Annotated in this window: 18 protein-coding genes; 10 read left to right on the top strand and 8 right to left on the bottom strand. The window is 72.9% G+C overall.

The window, feature by feature from the left end:
- The first annotated feature begins 141 nt into the window (after positions 1 to 141).
- Positions 142 to 2,364 (top strand): FAD-dependent oxidoreductase, encoded by a 2,223-nt coding sequence (locus tag GA0115234_RS16345; RefSeq protein ID WP_093542256.1) that lies wholly within the window; start codon positions 142 to 144, stop codon positions 2,362 to 2,364.
- A 144-nt stretch (positions 2,365 to 2,508) separates the two neighbouring features.
- Positions 2,509 to 3,381 carry a polysaccharide deacetylase family protein gene (locus GA0115234_RS16350; RefSeq protein ID WP_256088734.1) on the top strand — a complete coding sequence of 291 codons (873 nt, stop codon included), beginning with the start codon at positions 2,509 to 2,511 and terminating at the stop codon, positions 3,379 to 3,381.
- 16 nt (positions 3,382 to 3,397) lie between these two features.
- Here GA0115234_RS16350 and GA0115234_RS16355 read toward each other — a convergent pair whose 3' ends face one another.
- The 5 genes from GA0115234_RS16355 to GA0115234_RS16375 form a co-directional block, all read right to left on the bottom strand.
- Positions 3,398 to 3,907: a methyltransferase gene (locus GA0115234_RS16355; RefSeq protein ID WP_343335946.1), complete on the bottom strand. Its 510-nt coding sequence runs from the start codon at positions 3,905 to 3,907 to the stop codon at positions 3,398 to 3,400.
- Between the two features lie 103 nt (positions 3,908 to 4,010).
- Positions 4,011 to 4,217 carry a hypothetical protein gene (locus GA0115234_RS16360; RefSeq protein ID WP_093542258.1) on the bottom strand — a complete coding sequence of 69 codons (207 nt, stop codon included), beginning with the start codon at positions 4,215 to 4,217 and terminating at the stop codon, positions 4,011 to 4,013.
- A gap of 10 nt (positions 4,218 to 4,227) precedes the next feature.
- Positions 4,228 to 4,899 (bottom strand): ABC transporter, encoded by a 672-nt coding sequence (locus tag GA0115234_RS16365; protein ID WP_093542260.1) that lies wholly within the window; start codon positions 4,897 to 4,899, stop codon positions 4,228 to 4,230.
- The gene (locus tag GA0115234_RS16370) at positions 4,896 to 5,744 is read right to left on the bottom strand and encodes an ATP-binding cassette domain-containing protein (protein WP_093542262.1); all 849 of its coding nucleotides are present in this window, start codon (positions 5,742 to 5,744) and stop codon (positions 4,896 to 4,898) included. Before GA0115234_RS16370 ends, GA0115234_RS16365 begins: the two co-directional genes overlap by 4 nt.
- 44 nt (positions 5,745 to 5,788) lie before the next feature.
- Positions 5,789 to 6,466, bottom strand: coding sequence for an AIM24 family protein (locus GA0115234_RS16375; protein WP_093542264.1), 678 nt, complete (start codon positions 6,464 to 6,466; stop codon positions 5,789 to 5,791).
- Positions 6,467 to 6,537: 71 nt separating this feature from the next.
- On the opposite strand from GA0115234_RS16375, the gene GA0115234_RS16380 reads away from it, so the two are divergent.
- The 3 genes from GA0115234_RS16380 (at position 6,538) to GA0115234_RS16390 (ending at position 9,851) form a co-directional block, all read left to right on the top strand.
- Entirely contained in the window at positions 6,538 to 7,299 is a 762-nt protein-coding gene (locus GA0115234_RS16380; RefSeq protein WP_093542265.1) for a peptidyl-tRNA hydrolase, read from the top strand.
- Between the two features lie 192 nt (positions 7,300 to 7,491).
- The gene (locus GA0115234_RS16385; RefSeq protein ID WP_093542430.1) at positions 7,492 to 8,790 is read left to right on the top strand and encodes a DUF692 domain-containing protein; all 1,299 of its coding nucleotides are present in this window, start codon (positions 7,492 to 7,494) and stop codon (positions 8,788 to 8,790) included.
- Between the two features lie 5 nt (positions 8,791 to 8,795).
- A complete protein-coding gene (locus tag GA0115234_RS16390) occupies positions 8,796 to 9,851 on the top strand; it encodes a TIGR04222 domain-containing membrane protein (RefSeq protein WP_093542432.1) in 1,056 nt (351 codons plus the stop codon).
- 225 nt (positions 9,852 to 10,076) lie between these two features.
- Here GA0115234_RS16390 and hemQ read toward each other — a convergent pair whose 3' ends face one another.
- Complete coding sequence (gene hemQ / locus GA0115234_RS16395) at positions 10,077 to 10,805, bottom strand: hydrogen peroxide-dependent heme synthase (RefSeq protein WP_093542266.1); 729 nt, start codon at positions 10,803 to 10,805, stop codon at positions 10,077 to 10,079.
- A gap of 4 nt (positions 10,806 to 10,809) precedes the next feature.
- Complete coding sequence (hemG, locus tag GA0115234_RS16400) at positions 10,810 to 12,297, bottom strand: protoporphyrinogen oxidase (protein ID WP_093542268.1); 1,488 nt, start codon at positions 12,295 to 12,297, stop codon at positions 10,810 to 10,812.
- Positions 12,298 to 12,423: 126 nt separating this feature from the next.
- Here hemG and GA0115234_RS16405 point away from each other — a divergent pair, with 126 nt between their 5' ends.
- Both GA0115234_RS16405 and GA0115234_RS16410 read left to right on the top strand, forming a co-directional pair.
- Positions 12,424 to 13,398 carry a DUF4349 domain-containing protein gene (locus GA0115234_RS16405; protein ID WP_093542269.1) on the top strand — a complete coding sequence of 325 codons (975 nt, stop codon included), beginning with the start codon at positions 12,424 to 12,426 and terminating at the stop codon, positions 13,396 to 13,398.
- Between the two features lie 50 nt (positions 13,399 to 13,448).
- Positions 13,449 to 14,834: an FAD-dependent oxidoreductase gene (locus GA0115234_RS16410; RefSeq protein WP_093542270.1), complete on the top strand. Its 1,386-nt coding sequence runs from the start codon at positions 13,449 to 13,451 to the stop codon at positions 14,832 to 14,834.
- 23 nt (positions 14,835 to 14,857) lie between these two features.
- Here the strand turns inward: GA0115234_RS16410 and hemE are convergent, their stop codons facing one another.
- Complete coding sequence (hemE, locus tag GA0115234_RS16415) at positions 14,858 to 15,931, bottom strand: uroporphyrinogen decarboxylase (RefSeq protein WP_161275604.1); 1,074 nt, start codon at positions 15,929 to 15,931, stop codon at positions 14,858 to 14,860.
- A gap of 91 nt (positions 15,932 to 16,022) precedes the next feature.
- Between hemE and GA0115234_RS16420 the strand changes: the two genes are divergently transcribed.
- From GA0115234_RS16420 to GA0115234_RS16430, 3 genes are all read left to right on the top strand, one after another.
- Positions 16,023 to 16,682, top strand: a complete 660-nt coding sequence (locus tag GA0115234_RS16420) for a DUF3000 domain-containing protein (RefSeq protein WP_093542273.1) — start codon at positions 16,023 to 16,025, stop codon at positions 16,680 to 16,682.
- Between the two features lie 294 nt (positions 16,683 to 16,976).
- A complete protein-coding gene (locus GA0115234_RS16425; RefSeq protein WP_093542274.1) occupies positions 16,977 to 17,639 on the top strand; it encodes a helix-turn-helix transcriptional regulator in 663 nt (220 codons plus the stop codon).
- A gap of 115 nt (positions 17,640 to 17,754) precedes the next feature.
- Entirely contained in the window at positions 17,755 to 19,029 is a 1,275-nt protein-coding gene (locus tag GA0115234_RS16430) for an HRDC domain-containing protein (RefSeq protein WP_093542275.1), read from the top strand.
- The last annotated feature ends 238 nt before the right edge of the window (positions 19,030 to 19,267 follow it).

Raw genomic sequence — 19,267 nt, forward strand, 5'->3', positions numbered from 1 at the left:
GGGGAGATAGGCTCCCGCCTGGTTCCGCGCGCCTCCGCGGGACCCGCCCGCACCGGCCCGTGTCCGACCCCACCCTCACCCCCGGCGGTGCGCGGCATGCATTCCGCAGCCTCGAAACCAACCCCCGATGGGACGTGAACCATGAGGCACGAAACCGTACGGCACGACATCACCGTCGTCGGCGGCGGTCTGGCCGGTGTCTGCGCGGCGATCGCCGCCGCCCGGCTGGGCCGCACCGTGGCACTCGTCAACAACCGGCCGGTGCTCGGCGGGAACGCGAGCAGCGAGGTCCGGGTCTGGGTGGTCGGCGCCACCGCCCACGGCAACAACCACCACGCCCGCGAGGGCGGCATCATGGGCGAGCTCTTCGTCGAGAACCAGTTCCGCAACCCGGACGGGAATCCGTACTACTGGGACGCGGTGGTGCTGGACGCGGTCCGGGCCGAGCCCGGAATCACGCTCTACCTCAACACCGACGTACGGGAAGTGGACGCGGACGGGCCGGAGGACGCCCGGCACATCACCGCCGTCACCGGGTGGATGATGGGCTCGGAGCGGCTCATCCGCTTCGAGAGCGAGCTGTTCCTGGACTGTTCGGGAGACGGCCTGGCCGGTGCCCTGGCGGGTGCCCGCCACCGCATCGGCCGGGAATCGCGGGCAGAGTACCTCGAACCGTGGGCGCCCGAGGAGGCCGACCGCATCACTCTCGGCTCGACCCTGCTCTTCTACACCAAGGACGCCGGTCACCCGGTCAAATACGTCCCCCCGTCCTTCGCGAAGAACATCGCCGAGACCTCGATCCCGCAGCGCCGCATCATCAAGTCCGGTGACAACGGCTGCGCGTACTGGTGGATCGAGTTCGGCGGGGAGCTGGACACGGTTCATGACAACGATGCCATCCGTGACGAACTGTGGGCGGTCATCCACGGCATCTGGGACCACATCAAGAACTCCGGCGAGTTCGACGCCGCCGACATGACGCTGGAGTGGGTGGGTTCGGTGCCCGGAAAGCGCGAGTACCGGCGCTTCCTCGGCGACTACGTACTGCACCAGGGCGACATCCTCGGCCAGACCGAATTCGCCGACCGGGTCGCCTTCGGCGGCTGGTCCATCGACCTGCATCCGCCGCAGGGCATGTACGCCGACGGGGACGGCGCCAAGCAGCGCTACGCGGACGGGATCTACCACATCCCCTACCGGAGCCTGTACTCGGTGAACACGACGAACCTGCTCTTCGCCGGGCGCAACATCTCCGCCAGCCACGTCGCCTTCGGCTCGACCCGGGTCATGGCGACCTGCGCGACGGTCGGCCAGGCCGCGGGCACCGCCGCCGCGCTGTGTGCCGCCCAGGGGGGCGCCCCGCGCGCACTCGACGTGTCCGCGCTCCAGCGCACCCTGTTGCGGGAGGACGCCTCCGTCATCGGTCTGGCGTCGGACGACCCGGACGACCTTGCCCCGCGCGCCGCCGTCACGGCCTCGTCCAGCCTGACGGACTTCGGTGTCGGGACGCTGCTGGAGCGCCTGCCGCTGACCTCGGACGCCGGTCTGGTGTTCCCCGTCGACCCCGAGCTGACCGGCCTCGACCTGCTCGTGGACGCCGAGCGGGACACGGAACTCGTCGTCGAGCTCCACGACCCGGAGCTCGGCCAGAACTACGTCCCCCGCCGTCTCGTCGACTCCGTCACCGTCCCGGTCGCCGCCGGGTCGAAGCAGTGGGTCGGGACGGGGCTCCGCTGGGCTCCGGAGAGCGCCCGCAACGCCTTCGTCGTCGTACGGGCCAATGACGACCTCGCCCTGTACAGCACCGACGGACCGGCCCCGGGCGTGCTGGGCCTGACCCGTATCCCACTCGACCCGCGCGCCGAGTCGCCGCAGCCGCTGCGCGAGTGGACCGACGCCGGTCTGCTGCGCCGCGCCTTCCGCTTCCGGGCGGGCGGGACCTCCGCGTACGCCCCGGCCAAAGCCGTGGACGGCTACGCCCGCCCGTACGCCGGTCCGCACATGTGGGTGTCCGAGCCCCTCGGGGAGGACGGCGGGGCCTGGCTGGAGCTGGCCTGGCCGGAGCCGGTCACGCTCCGCCGGATCGATGTCCTCGCCGACGACGACGTCAACGAGGACCTGATCAACCTGCATCACCACCGGACCCCGTTCGACACACTGCCCACCCTGCTGCGGGACTACCGCGTCGAAGCGCGCGACACGGACGGCGGCTGGCGGACCGTCTCCCGCACGACGGACAACCGGCGCCGCCGCCAGGTGCACACCCTGGACGAGCCGGTCACCTCGACGGCGCTGCGGATCGTCGTCGAGTCGACCAACGGAGCCGCTTCGGCCCATGTCGTCGCCGTCCGCGCCTATGCGTAGAAACGGACCGGCCCGGCGGGGCGGCGAAGCGGAGCGGACCGGCCGGGGGTGGTAATTCGACGGGCCGGGTGAATCCGCGCGCGACTCCGGACAGGAGAGGCGCCATATACACCCGTTAGTCACATAACTGGATATTTTCCGCTAGTGACTTATTCTGCGCGGAAAACGACGGCTCTGACCGTTCTCGGTGTGGTGCTCGGCAGCCTCACCGGCTGCGGGGGCCACGGCATCGTGTCCACCGACGGCCCCCCGGCCGAGGCGCGTACCGCTGCCGTGGCCTCTCCGCGGCCGCACGCGGCCCCGGCACCACCGCCCACCCTGGCCCCGGGCCCCGACGGGCGGACCCCGGTCTTCGAGCACGGGGCGCGGACCGGCCAGAAGGTGGTGGCCCTGACCTTCGACGCCGACATGACGGCCGCCGAGGGGCCGCGCGCGGCGGCGGGCGAGCACTTCGACAATCCCGGACTGATCGATCTGCTGCGCGAGTTGAAGGTACCCGCGACGGTGTTCATGACGGGGCGGTGGGCCGACGAGTACCCGGCGCAGGCCAGGTCCATCGGCGCCGATCCCCTCTTCGAGGTCGCCAACCACTCGTACAGCCACTACGCCTTCACGTCCCCCTGCTACGGGCTGCCGACCGTGGCGAAGGGCGACATGCGCGCCGACGCGGCACGGGCCATCGCCTCCTTCCGGAAGGCCGGCGTGCGCAACACTGTGCCCTACTTCCGCTTCCCGGGCGGCTGCTACGACGACGCCTCGCTGAGCGCGCTGGCGCCCGAGAAGATGACGGCGGTGCAGTGGGACGTCATCAGCGGCGACGCCTTCGCGACGAACCCGGACGCGGTGGCCGACCAGGTGCTGGACGGGGTGCGGCCGGGCTCACTGGTCGTCATGCACTGCACCCGCAGCGCGGCACCGGTCACGGACGAGGCGGTGAGCCAGGTGGTCCCGGAGCTGCGCAGCCGCGGATACCGCTTCGTGAAGGTCTCCGACCTGATCCGGGCGGCACAGCGCTAGGGGCCGCTGTCCGGGGTCACGACGTGGTGCGACCCCGCCGGCTCGGAGGCTTCGGCCGCAGCGCTCCTGGTCCTACTCGGCGCTCACCGCCTCGACCACGGACAGGACGGTCGGGCGTCGGCACGATGCGGCGCAGGCGCAGCCCGGCCTCCTCGAAGAGCCGCGTGAAGTCCTCCTCCGTGCGCTCCCTTCCCACGAGGGAGGTCGTCATCATCAGGTCCAGGGTCTTGGACTGATGGGGCAGGTCGCCGGGCGGCACGACGGCGTCGATGACGAGGATGCGGCCGCCGGGAGCCATGGCCTGCGGGCAGTTGCGCAGGATCGTGGCCGACTGCTCGTCGTTCCGGTCGTGGAGGATGCGCTTGAGGAGGTAGAGGTCTCCTGCCGGTACCGATAAGGAGAAGTCGCCCTCCGACAGTGACCAGCGGTCGGCGATGTCCTCCTGGCCGAGCCGGGTTCGGTAGCCGCTGGTCCCAGTGCATCTTCCTGGGCACGGCGGGGCCATAGGGCTTCCGGCCGTCTTCATCTTCACCCGGACGTGGGTCCGCGTTCTGCCCCGGACGGCTGCGAGCGGCCGTACGAGGGCGTCCGTCAGGACCTGTCCGCTGTGTCAGGGAGCGGGAAGGGCCCTAGCCCGAGCACGCCGTTCGCTGGGCCTCCTGCCAGGCGCAGACCGGGCAGAGGGTGATGCCCTTGACCGAATCCGGGTACTCGGTCGGCTTCCGGCAGAGCACGCACTCCGCGTAGGGCGGGCCCGCGGCGGTCTCCGTCCCCGCGGTCGCGGCAGGTGCGCCGCAGTACGTCTCTTCCCCGCCCCGGTCCGTCTGCTCGTCCATGCGTACGAGCCTACTCAGCACGCAGGGACGCCAGCCGACAGGTGAGCGCGGCCGCCGCGGCGGCGAGGGCGGCGGCGACGACGAACGGCAGGACGGGCAGGTGGACCACGCCCGTCCGTGCTCCGGTGACCAGGCCCGTCACGGCGGTGTTGGCGGGCGAACCACTGGTCACGACGGCCAGCAGCGCGGCGAGCACGGTGGCCGAGACGGACCAGCCCCGCCGGAGCAGCAGCGGCCGGGTGCAGAGCGCGCCGACCGCCGCCCCCAGCAGCGCGCAGCAGCCGGCGGCGAGCAGTCCGGCGATCCCGGCGGGCAGCAGCGCCACCCGGACCGTGGTGTCGTGGCCGGTCGGCCTGCTGATCAGCAGCACGACCAGGGTGGCGGCCACGCCCAGCAGCCCGGCGCAGCCGAGCCCGGTGAGCAACGAGGCCAGATGCACCCTCGGCGATCCCACCACCGCGGCGGTCACGGTCCGGGCGGCGGGCGGTTCCTGGTCGACGCAGAGCTGGACGAGCCAGGCGGTGACGGGCAGGAGCCCGGCGGCGGCGTAGCCGAGCGAGTCGAGGACGGGCTGTCCCGCCTGCACGCCGATGCCGACGAAGGCCGCGTACAGCAGGACCGGGGCGAGCCAGCGCTGGGAGCGGACCAGTAGATCGGCCCGGTAGCGGAGGAGGGCGGTCATGGTGCCTCGGGGGTCGGGGTGCGGTGCGGGGGCCCGTCGTCCCCCGGGCTCTCCGCGAGGCCGGGGACGGCGGCCAGTCGCCGGATGTGCCAGGGCGGGTGCGCGGTGAGCAGGGCGCGCAGCAGTGCGTCGGAGTGCGTGGCCGCGACGGTGAGCCGGACGCCCCCGTCGGCCGCGGGCGTGTGCTCCGGCGTGCCCGGCAGCCCGGCGGGGAGCGCGGCACCGGGCGGGCCCGCCGCCTCGATCCGTACCCGGGTGCCGGTCCCCGCGGCCCGTGTGGCGGGGGCGGCGAGCAGACCGGTGCCCTCGATCCGGAACACGGCGTCGACCGATCCGGCGAGCCTGCGCGGGTCGTGGTCGACGAAGACGACGGTGGCACCGGCCGCGACCCGTTCGGCCACGGCCCGTTCCAGTTCGTCACGGGCCGCCGTGTCGAGCCCGGTCCACGCCTCGTCCAGGATCAGCAGCTCCGGCTCGGCGAGCAGCGCCTGGGCGACGGCGACCTTCTGGCTGGTGCCCTTGGAGAGCTCCGGAAGCGGCGTACGGGCATGGCCGGCGGCGCCGAGGCGGGCGAGCCACGACCGCGCGCGGTCCGTCGCCTCGGAGCTCCGCAGGCCGTGGATGCGGCCGAGGTGGACCAGGTACCCGGCCGCGGTGAACGGCAACGCGGCCGAGAAACGCTCGGGTACGTACGCCGTGCGCGGCCGACGGCCGGTGATCCTGCCCTCGGACGGGGAATCGATCCCGGCGAGCAGCCTCAACAGCGTCGACTTCCCGGTGCCGTTGGCGCCCTCGACCCGGATCAGGGTGCGCGGGGGCAGGTCGAGGTCGACCCCGCGCAGCACCCAGGCTCCGCCGAGGCCGTACCGGCGTCCGACGCCGCTCAGCCTCAGTTGGCCGTCGCCTTCTCGGGCTTGGCCTCGCTGGGGCGCACGATCACGAAACCCTCGCCGTCCAGGCGCAGCTGGACGGCCTCGCCGGATCCGCCGCGGATCATCGAGCCGAAGCTCTGCGAGCGGTGCAGCGACGTGGTCAGGTTGGCGCTCCAGCCGACCACCGCGTCCGTGTCGACGCAGACCGGCTGCTGGGGCGTGACGGGGATCACGATGGGGTGACCCTCGCACATCAGGCCGAGCTTGCCGTAGCCGGTGAAGACGCTGTTGAAGAGCCCGCCGCCGGTCATCCCGGCGCCCTTCACGGTCTTGATCTCGTACGAGATCGTGGAGTCGAAGCAGAGCACGTTGCGGCCGTTGATCGTGAGGACGTCGCCGTGTTCCATGTCCACGATGAAGCAGTTGGCGGCCTCGTGCGCGAACCAGGCCTCGCCCTGGCCGCGGACGGCCATCAGCGGCAGTCCCTCGCCGGTGACGGCGCGCTTGAGCAGGCCGCCTATGCCCTGGCCCTTGCGCTCGAACTGCAGATCGCCGCGGAAGGCGATCATCGCTCCCTGGCGGGCGTGCATCTCGCCGTTGACTGCGTACTTGATGGATTTGGCGTTCTGCAGGGTCATCCCGGGGGCCGTCGCCTGCTGCGCCATGTTCTCGCTGGAAAAGAGATCGCTCTTCATGCGGTGCATCCTCACCCGGAGCGATCCATTCCGCCAAGAAGCGTTTCCGGGGCGGCTGGCAGACTGAACGGGTGAGCAGCAACGACACCCCCGTAGACACCTCCGTATCCCCGGCCGCGCCCCACTCTCCTGCGGCGGACAGCCCGTTCAGGACGGAGCCGACCAGCCGCGACGAGGCGCCGCAGTACGTGCTGCCGCTGGTCGTGCACATCGAGAAGACGGCTCCCCCTGCCCGTACCGACGCCCTGCGGACCGCCGCCCGCGCGGTGCTGGTGATGCTCTCCGACGAGCGCTCGGACGGCGAGGGCGCGTGGGCGCGGGCGATGCGGGACTGGCAGGACGCGCGCATCCGCAAGGTGGTGCGGCGGGCGCGCGGCGCGGAGTGGCGCAAGGCGTCCGCGCTGCCGGGCATCACGGTCACGGGCGAGAGCGCCGAAGTGCGGGTCTTCCCTCCGGTGCCCCTGGACGGCTGGCCGAAGGAGCTGGCGAAGCTCCAGGTGTCGGGGACGGATCTGGACGACCCGGAGCCGCCGGCCGCGCCCGACCTCTCGGGCCCGGTGCTGTGGCTCAACCCGGAGCTGGACATGTCGGCGGGCAAGGCCATGGCGCAGGCCGGGCACGGTGCGCAGCTCGCCTGGTGGGAGCTGTCGGAGACGGAGCGCAAGGTGTGGCGCGAGGCGGGCTTCCCGCTCTCGGTCGCGACCGCGGAGGCGGGCCGCTGGCAGGAACTCACGGTGAGCGGGCTTCCGGTGGTGCGTGACGCCGGATTCACCGAGATCGCTCCCGGGTCGTGCACGGTGGTCGCCGACCATCCGGCGCTGCGGCTCGGCTGAACGGAGCCGGACCGCGGCGGCTCCGCCCGCCGCCCTTCCACAGGCGCGCGCCCATCTTTCCACCGGCGCGCGGGCCCGCGCCGGTCTCCCCGTGCCGGGAACCTCAAATCGACCTCTGAACGTCCCCCTGTTCGGATTCATCACCGCCCTCCGGGGCCATGAGGTCTGCACGGAGTGGAGGAGGGGGACGGCATGAGGCTGGGAATGGGGATCGGCTGGCGGCCGGAGATCGCGGACGCCGTCGAGGCGCTGCCGGGAATCGACTGGGTGGAGGCGGTGGCGGAGAACATCTGCACCGGCCATCTGCCCGATTCGCTGGTGCGGCTCAGGGAACGCGGGGTCACGGTCGTGCCGCACGGCGTCTCGCTGGGCCTCGGCGGGGCCGACCGGCCCGACGCGGGACGGCTCGCGGACCTCGCCGCCCGCGCCGAGCTGCTCTCCGCGCCGCTGGTGACCGAGCACATCGCGTTCGTACGGGCCGGGGGGCCGCGCACCTCGTCGCCGGGGCTGGAGGCGGGCCATCTGCTGCCCGTGCCACGGACCCGGGACGCGCTGGACGTGCTCTGCGAGAACGTACGCATCGCACAGGACTCGCTTCCGGTGCCGCTGGCCCTGGAGAACATCGCGGCGCTGATCTCCTGGCCCGGCGAGGAGCTGACGGAGGGGCAGTTCCTCGCGGAGCTGGTCGAGCGCACCAACGTCCGGCTGCTGATCGACGTCGCCAATCTGCACACCAACCACGTCAACCGGGGCGAGGACCCGGCCACCGCGCTCGACGAGCTGCCGGTGGAGGCCATCGCGTACGTGCATGTGGCGGGCGGCGTGGAGAAGGACGGCGTCTGGCACGACACCCACGCCCATCCGGTCACCGCGCCCGTCCTCGACGTCCTCGCCGCACTCCGCTCCCGGGTCGACCCGCCCGGCGTCCTCCTGGAACGCGACGACGACTTCCCTCCGGCCGGGGAACTGGCGGGCGAACTGGACGCGATCCGCGCCACCCTGGACCGGGCTGCGGGGCGGGCGACACGGTCCGCCCCGGCCGTCCGTCGGGCCGCGCGGCCGGTGGCCTCCGCGACGCCGGACGCCACCCGCGACCGGCTCGCGGCCGCCCAGACCGGGCTGCTCTCCGCCCTGGTCGCCGGTGGCCCGGTCCCGCAGGGCTTCGACCGGCACCGCCTCGGGGTCCAGCGCCGCGCCCTGGCCGCCAAGCGGGCCGGGGTCGTCGCCAAGGTGGCACCCGAACTCCCGGAGATCCTGGGCACGGACTACCGGGACGCCTTCCTCGCGTACGCCGCGGCCCGTCCCCTGTCCGGCGGCTACCGGCGCGACGCGCTGGACTTCGCCGAGGAGCTGCTGATCGCGGGCCGGCCCGCCGACGCCGCCGCCCGGCGCCGGCTGACGCACTGGTGGCAGGACCGGGCAGGCGCCCGCCCGCCGCGCCGCACCACCCTGTTCGTACGAGCGGCCCGCGCGGCCCTGACCGGAAGGTGACCGGCATGGACACCGTGGCACTGCTGGTGGATCTCGGCGTCGTCGTCTCCTCCGTCCTCCTGATCGTGGGGCTCGCGCGGGCCCGTGGCGCCGTCGGCGGCTCCGTCCACGACCTGTACGAGGCCGCCTTCCTCAACGGCGGTCCGGGCAGGGTCGTGGACACCGCGCTCACCGCGATGAGGGCGGACGGGCGGCTCGCCGTCGGGGGTCCCGGAATCGTCGCCGTCCACCGGGCCGACGCCCACGACCCGGTGGAACGCGCGGTGCTCCAGGAACACGCCCAGGCCCCCAGCGGGGCGCTGCACACCCTGCGCGACGCGGTGATGCGGCACCCCGCGGTGCAGGAGATCGGCGACGGGCTCGCGGCCCGCGGTCTGCTGGCGGCTCCCGCCACGAGCCGGACGTGGCACCGCTGGGGCGTCATCCAGGGGCTGGTCTGCATCCTGGCCGTCCCGTTCACCGTCGTGGCGACCGTCACGCAGTCGCTGTCCGACGAACTGTCCCCGGACCCCTCCGTGCCCTTCGTCTTCAAGGTGCTCCCGGTCCTGATCGGCGGCGCCGTCACCGGATTCGTCTGCGCCGGCACCGCCCGGGGGCGCGTCACCAAGTCGGGCCGGCGGGCCGCCGAGGCGTACCGCGCCGCGCAGGCACACAACCCGGCACCGGCCCAGCTGGTCGCCACGCTCGGACTGCGGGCCCTGCCCGATCCCGAGCTCCAGGCGCAGCTGATCGCGGCGGCCCGGATGCGGCCGGGCGGGCGGACGGCCGGGCCGCGGGCACGCGCGGCGGCGGCGTCCACGGGCGCCTCCGCCCTGCTCCTCGCGCCGGTGGTGTGGTGCGCCGGTACGAGCCCGGGGCACGGCAGTTGCGGAAGCTCCGGGGACGGGAGCAGCGGCGGTGGTGGCGGAGGGTGCAGTTCCGGGTCGGGGTGCGGAGCGGGGTCCGGCTGCGGCGGATCGAGCGGCTCCGGCTGCGGTGGCAGCGGTTCCAGCTGCTCCAGCAGCAGTTGTGGCGGAGGGTCGAGCTGCGGCGGCGGGTCCAGCTGCGGCAGCAGCTCCTGACGGGCGCGGTCACACGGCTGATGCCCGGTCAGGAGCACGGCCGGTCCGGCGCGGGGTGGCGGTGTCGAAGGACGCCGACGCGGTGTGTGTAAAAGACGCCGGTGCGGCGCGCGGAACGCGCGCCGCACCCGGAGCCGGACCCGGTGTCGCTGGAACGACGGGCGGCGCGAGAACGCCGGTGCCCGTCGTCTGATCTTCCGGGTCGGGGTGGTCCGAGCCCGCTCGCTACGCGAGCCCGGCCACCAGGTCTGCAACCGACTTCCTGCGCCCCGTGTAGAACGGGACCTCTTCGCGGACGTGCATCCGCGCCTCGGAGGCCCGCAGGTGACGCATCAGGTCGACGATGCGGTAGAGCTCGTCGGCCTCGAAGGCGAGAATCCACTCGTAGTCGCCGAGCGAGAAGGAGGCGACGGTGTTGGCCCGGACGTCGGGGTAGCCGCGCGCCATCTTGCCGTGGTCCGCGAGCATGCGCCGACGGTCCTCGTCGGGCAGCAGGTACCAGTCGTAGGAGCGCACGAAGGGGTACACGCTGATGTAGTTGCGCGGCGTCTCGTCGGCCAGGAACGCCGGGATGTGCGACTTGTTGAACTCGGCGGGGCGGTGCAGCGCCATGTTCGACCAGACCGGCTCCAGTGCCAGGCCCAGCCTGGTGCGCCGGAAGAGGTTGTACGCCTCCTGGAGCTCGTCGGCCGTCTCGGCGTGCCACCAGATCATGACGTCGGCGTCGGCACGCAGGCCGGAGACGTCATAGGTACCGCGGACGGTGATGTCCTTGGCCGCGAGCTGGTCGAACAGCTCCTGGACCTCGTCGGCGTAGCCGGCACGGTCCGCGGGCAGGACGTCGCGCAGCTTGAAGACGGACCACAGCGTGTAGCGGATGACCTCGTTGAGGTCCTTGGCCTTCTTACCCGCGTTGGGGCCCTTGCTTGATTTCACAGTCTCAGGCGCACTCATACGGCTATTGTCCCGCCTCGCTCCGTGTGCCCGTGACCAGGGTCGACGTGGCGATGATCTCTTCGCCGGAACCGCAGGTGAGCCCGGCCGCGATCTCGTCCGCGGCGCGGTGGGCGCTGGCGATGCACGCCGGGATGCCGACGCCGTCGTAGACCGCTCCGCAGACCCGCAGCGCGGGCAGCTTGGCGACCTCGTCGCGGATCCGGGCGACCCGGGAGAGGTGGCCCACGGGGTACTGGGGCAGTCCGCCCGTCCACCGGGTGACCTCGGTGTCCACGGGCTTCGCGGCCAGTCCGGTCGCCTCGGCGAGGTCGCGCAGCGACACGTCGACGAGCTCGCCGTCCTCGCGGTGGATGTGGTCCTCCTCGCCGTAGCGGCCGACGGAGGTCCGCAGGACGAAGAGGTCCGGGGCGGATTCAGCGACCCAGTTCCACTTGTGCGAGGAGAAGGTGGACGCCTTGATGGTGCGGCCGTCGACCGGGGGGACGAGGAAGCCGGAGCGGCCGTCGAGCGCGGTCGTGGCGGCGACGTCGGAGCGGCGGAAGGCCATGGTGACGAGCGCCATCGACGCGTACTCGACACCGGCCAGCTCGGCGGAGGCCGCCGGGGACTCGGCGGCGAGCAGCGTGGAGGCGGACCAGGCGGGGGCGGCGAGCACGATGCCGTCGGCGGTGAACGTCCGGGTGTCCGTGCGGACGTCCCAGCCCCCGGCGGTACGGGTCAGGCCGAGGACGGGGGTGGCGGTCAGGATCTCCCCGCCCGCCGCGCGCACGGCGTCGGCGACCGCGCCGGGCAGGGTGCCGATGCCGCCGTCGATGCCCTGGAAGACCGGTCCGTTCTGCTGCCGGGCCACGGCCCGCTCCTGGATGCGCAGGACGCCGTCGAGCAGCGAGCCGCCCTCCCGGGCCGCCTCGAAGAGCTGCGGTACGGCGGCGCGCATCGAGATCCGGTAGGAGTCGCCCGCGTACACACCGCCGAGCAGCGGTTCCACGAGCCGGTCGACGACCTCGCGGCCCAGTCGGTCGGCGACGTACGCGCCGACGGCGACGTCGTCACCGACCGGGGTCGGGGTGAGGTCGCGTTCCTGCGCGACGCGGGCGAGGCCCTCCGGGGTCAGCAGTCCGCCGAGCACCGCCGGGTCGCCGGGCACGCCCATCACATGGCCCTTGGGCATGGGCCGCAGGGCGTCGCGGGTCCAGACCGACGCGGTGGCCGTGGCGGGAGGCCGCAGCCGGTCGCCGAGCCCGACCTCGCGTGCCAGGGCGACCGCCTCCGGGCGCCGGGCGAGCATCGACTCGGCGCCCAGGTCGACCTGGGCGCCGGCGATCTCACCGGTCATGAGCTTGCCGCCGAGCCGCCCGGTGGCCTCCAGCAGGGTGACCCGCAGTCCGGCGCCGAGGAGTCGGTGGGCGGCGGCGAGACCGGAGATGCCTCCGCCGATGACGACGACGTGTCCGGTGCCCGGTTCCGCACGGTTTGTTGAACGCTGCATGCCCCCACTCTCTCAAACCCGGTCCGAGTCCTGAACGTGACTGCTTCGAAATCGGTATTCGGCAACCGGTGCCCCGGTCCGGCACGTCGAACCGGCACCATCGACGACCCGCCTTGGGGGGCATTCATGCAGAGACACCGGCATCCAGGCCGTTCATCGGTCCGCCGTCCGCGTCTGGTCCTGGCGGCCGGCCTCGTGGCCGGCCTGCTCGCCCTGAGCGGCTGCGCCGCCTCGGACAGTGCGAGCGACGCGAGTTCCGGCGACAGCAAGCGGGCGTTCGGCGCCGAGGAGCGGGGCGCCGCCGACGCGGCGGCCGGGAAGGCGGAGCAGGGGACGGCCGGTGCGCCGTCGCAGCGGAAGAAGACCGATGCCCTGCCCTCCGGCACCCATGTCATCCGTACCGCCGCGCTCTCGGTGGAGGTGCGGAACGTGCCGAAGGCGGCCGCGGTCGCCCGTTCGGCCGCTGAGGGTGCGGGCGGTCTGGTGGCCGACGAGAAGACCGAGCGGGTCGATGACACACATGACATGTCACGTCTCGTGCTGCGCGTTCCACAGGGCGAGTACGAGGCGGTGCTGAAGCGGCTCGCGGGCACCGGAAGGCTGCTTTCGCGTACCTCGTCGGCGAAGGACGTCACCGACCAGGTGGTCGACGTGGAGAGCCGGATCGCCACCCAGCGGGCGAGTGTGGCGCGGGTACGGAAGCTGATGGACCAGGCGGAGAAGCTCAGCGACGTGGTCACGCTGGAGGGCGAGCTGAGCAGCCGTCAGGCGTCCCTGGAGTCGCTGCTCGCCCAGCAGGCGTCGCTGGAGGACCGCACCGCGCTCGCCACGATCACCCTCGAACTCACCGAGCCGGAGACGGCGGCGAAGGACGGCGACGACGACGGCCCCGGGTTCCTGGACGCACTCGGCGGCGGCTGGCACGCGTTCGTGACCGCGCTGCTGTGGCTGGCGATGGCGGTGGGCGCCGCGGCCCCGTTCCTGGCCGCGGCGGCCGTGCTCCTGCTGCTGTGGCGGCTGCTGCGCCGCCGGCTGCCCGGACGCCGTGCGCCGCGGACACCCGGTCCCGGCGGGTCCTCGCCCGCTCCTCCGGCGTCGTAGCGTGGTCCCTTCGGACCGGGGACGGACCCCGGGTGTCGAAGGGACCAGGCATGACGGCGGAGCGACTGGTGGTCATCGGTGGTGATGCGGCGGGCATGTCCGCCGCGTCCCAGGCCCGCAGGCTCAAGGGCCCCGGCGAGCTGGGCATCATCGCCTTCGAGCGGGGCCATTTCGCCTCGTACTCCGCCTGCGGCATCCCGTACTGGGTCGGCGGCGACGTGGCGGAGCGGGACGATCTCGTCGCGCGCACCCCGCAGGAGCACCGGGCGCGTGACATCGACCTCAGGACGCGCACCGAGGTCACGGAGATCGATGTCGCCGGGCAGCGGGTGCGGGCCCTGGACCGGGAGACCGGTGAGACGTACTGGACGGGCTTCGACAAGCTGGTGATCGCGACCGGGGCCCGCCCGGTGCGTCCGGCGCTGCCGGGCATGGACGCGCCCGGGGTGCACGGGGTGCAGACGCTGGACGACGGGCAGGCGCTGCTGGAGACGCTGGACCGGGCTCCGGGCGCACGGCGGGCGGTCGTCATCGGGGCGGGCTACATCGGCGTGGAGATGGCGGAGGCGCTGTTGAAGCACGGCTTCGAGGTGACCGTGCTCAACCGCGGCGAGCAGCCGATGGCGACGCTCGACCCCGACATGGGGCGGCTGGTGCACGACGCGATGGACGGTCTGGGCATCACCACGGTCAACCGGGCCGAGGTCACCGCGATCCGCACCGGCTCGGACGGCCGGGTCCGCGCGGTCGCCACGGGCGACGCCTCCTACCCGGCGGACGTCGTGGTGCTCGGCATCGGTGTGGAGCCGGAGACGACGCTGGCCCGCGCCGTCGGCCTCCCGCTGGGCCCGCACGGCGGGCTGCTGACCGATCTGTCGATGCGAGTGGTCGGGCACGACAACATCTGGGCGGGCGGCGACTGCGTGGAGGTCCTCGACCTGGTGGCGGGCCGTACCCGCCACATCGCGCTGGGCACCCACGCCAACAAGCACGGCCAGATCATCGGGTCCAACGTCGGCGGCGGCTACGGGACGTTCCCGGGGGTGGTCGGCACGGCGGTGAGCAAGGTGTGTGATCTGGAGATCGCCCGCACCGGTCTGCGCGAGAAGGACGCCCGCGCGGTGGGCCTGCGGTTCGTCACGGCGACGATCGAGTCGACGGGCCGGGCGGGGTACTACCCGGGGGCGCGGCCCATGACGGTGAAGATGCTCGCGGAGTACCGCACGGGGCGGCTGCTGGGCGTACAGATCGTGGGCCGGGACGGGGCGGCGAAGCGCGTGGACATCGCGGCGGTGGCGCTCACGGCGGGAATGACGGTGGAGCAGATGACCGCCCTGGACCTGGGGTACGCCCCGCCGTTCTCACCGGTCTGGGACCCGGTCCTGGTGGCGGCCCGCAAGGCGGTGACGGCGGTGCGCCGGGCGGGCACCGCCTGAGGACGGCGCCCGGCCCCGGCGGCTCAGCGCTCGGTGCTGGTGTGCACGTACTCGACGAGCCGGGTCAGCGCGTCCGGGTCCATCGTCGGCATCACGCCGTGGCCCAGGTTGAAGACATGGCCTTCGAGACCGGCGGCCGCGTCCAGCACCTCCTGGGTCTTGGCCTCCACCACCTCGGTCGGGGCGAACAGGACGGCGGGGTCGAGGTTGCCCTGGAGCGCCTTGCCGGGGCCGACCCGGCGCGCGGCCTCGTCCAGCGGGACGCGCCAGTCGACGCCGACGACATCCGCGCCCGCCTCGCCCATCAGGCCGAGCAGCTCGCCGGTGCCGACACCGAAGTGGATGCGCGGGACGCCGTACGGGGCTACGGCGTCGAAGACCTTCGCGGAGGCGGGCAGCACCGAGCGGCGGTAGTCGGCGGGGGCCAGCGCGCCCACCCAGGAGTCGAAGAGCTGGACGGCCGAGGCGCCCGCCTCGATCTGCACCTTGAGGAAAGCGCCGGTGATCTCGGCGAGCCGGTCCAGCAGATCCGCCCAGAGCTGCGGGTCGCCGTACATCAGGGCCTTGGTGTGCTCGTGGTTGCGGGACGGGCCGCCCTCCACGAGATAGCTCGCGAGGGTGAACGGTGCCCCGGCGAAGCCGATCAGGGGGGTGGGGCCCAGCTCGGCGGTGAGCAGGCCGATGGCCTCGGTGACGTACCAGACGTCCTCGGGGGTGAGGTCGCGCAGCCGGGCCAGGTCGGCGCGGGTACGGATCGGGTCGGCGATGACCGGGCCGACACCGGGCTTGATGTCGAGGTCGATGCCGATCGCCTTGAGCGGTACGACGATGTCGCTGAAGTAGATGGCGGCGTCGACCCCGTGGCGGCGGACGGGCTGCATCGTGATCTCCGCGACCAGCTCCGGCATCATGCAGGAGTCGAGCATCGGGATGCCTTCGCGCACCCTCAGGTACTCGGGCAGGGAGCGCCCCGCCTGGCGCATGAACCAGACCGGTGTGTGCGGCACGGGCTCCCGTCGGCACGCCTTCAGGAACGCCGACTCATGGGTGGCGGAGGTCTTCGTCTGCTGGCCCATGGGGCGATCGTTGGCACTCACACCAGGAATCTTCGCACGAAGCCGTAAGCAGCCGGGCCCGCCCGGGTGTCCCTCCCTGCGCGAAGCGCCGGTTCCGCCTACTCTTCCCCGCATGGCTCCGGCTCAGGGACAGTTCTCCGATCAAACCGATGGCGCTGACGGCAAGGACAGCGAGGAGGGTGGTTCCGTCCCGCCCGCCTTCCGGTCGGCGGTGGACGCGCTGCATTCGGCGCGGCTCCGCCCCGAGCTGGAGGTGGAGCCGACGAAGCCGCCCAAGCGGCTCGCCCCGTACGCGTACGCCCTGGAGGCTGCGGTCGTCGACGGCGAGGACGACCTCGCCGACGGCCGCCTCGTGCTGCTCCACGATCCGGCCGGGCACGACGCCTGGCAGGGCGCCTTCCGCCTGGTGACACTGGTGCGGGCCGAGCTGGAGCCGGAGATGGCCTCCGACCCGCTGCTGCCGGAGGTGTGCTGGTCCTGGCTGACCGGCGCGCTGGAGGCGCGCGGCCTGTCGTACGGGGAGGCGGGGGGCACGGTGACCCGGGCCGGGTCGCACTACTTCGGCACGCTGGGCGCGAGGCGTCCGGCGACCCAGATCGAGATCCGGGCGTCGTGGACGCCGCGGGAGGGCCGCGGCGGGGTGCCGGACACGGCGTCGCACCTCATGGCGTGGGGCGATCTGCTGTGCCAGATCGCCGGGCTGCCGCCGTCGGGCCCCGTCGACGCGGCAGTGGTGACGCTCCCCCAGCGGCGCGGCCCACAGGTCTCCTGAGCCCCTCCCCCGGTTCCCCGGACCGCTTCCCCGAGGTTTCCCCTCCGGATTTTTTCTCTGGCTGAAATCCACCCCTCACCGGTAACTGAGCGTCATATCCCCCGCCCAGTTACCGGTGTTCTTTTCGTACAATCGATCGTATGCCCGATTTGCCCGAATTTGTTACTCACCAAATCGCGATCTTCCCCTAAAGGAGCACGGGTCTGCTGCCGAAGAGGTCAATGACCCTTCAAGCACGGTTCGCCCCGGCTTCATCCCCGAGCCGGCCCGTCCCGCCACTCCCCAGGAGGCCTGGTGTCCGTTCTCCTAGAGCAGCCCGCAAGCCTGGTCGCCTACCGCCCGAACAAGCCGACGGCCATGGTCGTCGTGGCCGACCCGCGCGTCCGTTCCACCGTCACCCGCCATCTGTGGGCCCTCGGAGTACGTGACGTCATCGAGGCGTCGTCCATCGCGGAGGCTCGTCCCCGCGTCGGCAATCCGCGCGACATCTGCGTAGCCGACGTCCACCTGCCCGACGGTTCCGGGCTGACCCTGTTGTCCGAGACCCGAGCAGCCGGCTGGCCGAACGGCCTCGCCCTTTCCGCCGCCGATGACATCGGCGCCGTACGCAACGCCCTCGCGGGCGGCGTGAAGGGCTACGTCGTCACCGGCACACGCACCAATATCGGCCACCCCACCCGTCCCGGCGTCGCCCCCATCGGCGCCAATGCCGCCCGTATGCACCGCCGGCCCCCCGGCGCCCCGAGCCACCCGGGCGGCTACCGCGAACTGTCCGGCCGCGAGGTCGAGGTCCTCCGGCTGGTCGCCGAGGGCCAGTCCAACAAGGCCATCGGTGTCTCCATGGGCCTGTCCGCCCTGACCGTCAAGAGCCACCTCGCCCGTATCGCCCGCAAGCTCGGCACCGGAGACCGCGCAGGAATGGTCGCCGTCGCCCTGCGAACGGGAATCATCCACTGACGCCCGCAGCCCGGCGGGCCCGCGCAGGCGGGGACCGGCTGGTTTGCATTCATCGGCGCCCGTCGACGGAACGTTCCGTCGACGGGCGCCGTACATACACAGATACCCTTGACACGTGACCGACGCCCAAGAGACCGCAGCAGACACATCACTGCGAACCACCGGGGGCGCTCCCCCGGACGACGTCGCCCCGGCGCCGATCCCCTTGCTCGAACCGCGCGAGGGCATTCCCCCGGTGGTGGCCTCCGACGACGCCCTCGCCCGGGTGGTCGCCGCCTTCGCCGCCGGCTCCGGCCCGGTGGCCGTCGACGCCGAGCGGGCCTCCGGCTACCGCTACGGCCAGCGCGCCTATCTGGTCCAGCTGCGCCGTGACGGCGCCGGCAGCGCGCTGATCGACCCCGTCGGCTGCCCCGACCTGTCGGACCTCGGCCAGGCACTGGACGGCAGTGAGTGGATCCTGCACGCCGCCACCCAGGACCTGCCCTGTCTGCGGGAAATAGGGATGACTCCCACCGGACTCTTCGACACGGAGCTGGCCGGGCGGCTCGCCGGGTTCCCGCGGGTCGGGCTCGGCGCCATGGTCGAGAGCGTGCTCGGCTACTCGCTGGAGAAGGGCCACTCCGCCGTCGACTGGTCCACCCGCCCGCTGCCCGACCCCTGGCTGCGCTACGCGGCGCTCGACGTCGAGCTGCTGATCGATCTGCGCGACGCCCTGGAGGACGAGCTCGACCGGCAGGGCAAGCTGGAATGGGCCCGCGAGGAGTTCGACGCGATCGCCTCGGCGCCGCCCGCTCCCCCGCGCAAGGACCCGTGGCGCCGCACCTCCGGCATGCACAAGATCCGCCGCCGTCGCCAGATGGCCGTGGTGCGGGAGCTGTGGACCGCCCGTGACCAGGTCGCCCAGCGCCGTGACGTCTCCCCCGGCAAGGTGCTGGGCGACGCCGCGATCGTCGAGGCGGCACTCGCGCTCCCGCCGAACGTCCAGGCCCTGACCGCGCTGCCCGGCTTCGGCCACCGCATGGGACGGCGCCAGCTGGAGCAGTGGCAGGCGGCGATCGACCGGGCCAAGGCGCTGCCGGACGCCGAGCTCCCGCAGCCCGGCCAGACCCTCGCCGGTCCGCCGCCGCCCCGCGCCTGGGCGGACAAGGACCCCGCGGCGGCGGCCCGGCTCTCGGCCGCCCGCGCCGCGGTGTCGGAGCTCGCCGAACGGCTGCACATGCCGCAGGAGAACCTGATCACCCCGGACACGGTGCGCCGGGTCTGCTGGGAGCCGCCCAAGAACCCGACCCCGGACGCGGTCGAGACCGCGCTCGCCGGGTACGGGGCGCGCCACTGGCAGATCGAGCAGGTCGCCCCGCTGCTGCTTCGCGCGCTGACACCGGCGGCCTGAGGGTCTCGCCGGGGGCGTAATCGCGCCAGGTTGTGCGGCCGGTGGCCGCATGGTGTTCCCGATCGCCGGACAGGCTGATGCCAGCCTGTCCGGCGATCGGCGTTTTCCGGGCCGGTCCCCGCGCACCGGCGGGCCGGGACGGGAGGGTCCATGCACCCGCCCGTCCGCATGTGACCTTCGCCGCTCCCGCCGTGGGGGGTGGGCAGTCTGGTTACCCGCAAGTAGCATGATGGTGGCG

It is taken from the genome of Streptomyces sp. DvalAA-43 (assembly GCF_900091725.1).
GTDB classification, from domain to species: domain Bacteria; phylum Actinomycetota; class Actinomycetes; order Streptomycetales; family Streptomycetaceae; genus Streptomyces; species Streptomyces pulveraceus.